Here is an 856-nt window from a genome sequence, read left to right as displayed (position 1 = left end):
GGCAAAGGCATGGGTGGCCGCCCCGCCGGTATCGCCCGAGGTGGCGCCGACGATGGTGGCGTGCTGGTCGCGTTCGGCAAGCACATGGTCCATCAGCCGGGCCAGAAGCTGCATCGCCACGTCCTTGAAGGCGAGCGTCGGCCCGTGGAAAAGTTCCAGGATGAAGGTGTTGGGGCCGGTCTGCACCAGCGGGCAGACGGCCTCGTGGCGGAAGGTGGCATAGGCTTCGCGCACCAGCCGCTCGAAAACGGAGGCCGGGATTTCGTCGCCAAGGAACGGCGACAGCACGCGGATCGCAAGGTCGGGATAGGCAAGGCCGCGCATGGCGCGGATCTCGGCGGCGGAAAACTGTGGCCACTCGCGCGGCACGTAGAGCCCGCCGTCGCGCGCCAGCCCGGCCAGCACGGCGTCGGAAAATCCGAGAACGGGGGCTTCCCCGCGGGTACTCACATAGTGCATGTCACAATTCCGTTACTGCTTGGCTTTTCCATCCACCGCAAGGTGGTTAATTTCTGCGCTGGCTCAGTCGCATTTTTGCCGCGCGGTTGATATACGTCACCAGCTTTGCGAGAGGGAAGTGCAGTTTCATGGCGTTTCGTACATTCAGTGGTCGCTTTTTGGCGGGTCTTGCGCTCACCGGCTTTATGCTTGCCGCCGCCGGCTGCCAATCGGGCGACAATGGCATCCTGAACCTCGGCATAGGCAAGAAGGAGGACCCGACGGCGCCACCGCCGCCCCAGGATCCCAAGATACTGGCCAGCCAGTTGCAGGCCTATTGCCCCCGGGTGACGGTGCGCGACGGCACGGCCTTCTTCAACACCTATTCCAGGGAAGCTCAGAAGCCCAAGCCCAGGAT

The 856-nt window shown here is 63.9% G+C and carries 2 pseudogenes; one reads left to right on the top strand and one right to left on the bottom strand.

Annotation, left to right across the window (positions count from 1 at the left end):
• Window positions 1-459, bottom strand: a pseudogene (locus EN939_RS36210) (threonine synthase); the annotation flags it as partial.
• 128 nt (window positions 460-587) lie between these two features.
• Between EN939_RS36210 and EN939_RS36205 the strand changes: the two are divergent.
• A pseudogene (locus EN939_RS36205) lies at window positions 588-856 on the top strand (hypothetical protein); the annotation flags it as partial.

The organism is Mesorhizobium sp. M7A.F.Ca.CA.002.05.1.1, from assembly GCF_003998335.1.
In the GTDB taxonomy this organism is placed as follows: domain Bacteria; phylum Pseudomonadota; class Alphaproteobacteria; order Rhizobiales; family Rhizobiaceae; genus Mesorhizobium.
The sequence above is the reverse complement of the archived record's forward strand: the minus strand, read 5'-3'. Positions and strand labels throughout refer to the sequence as shown.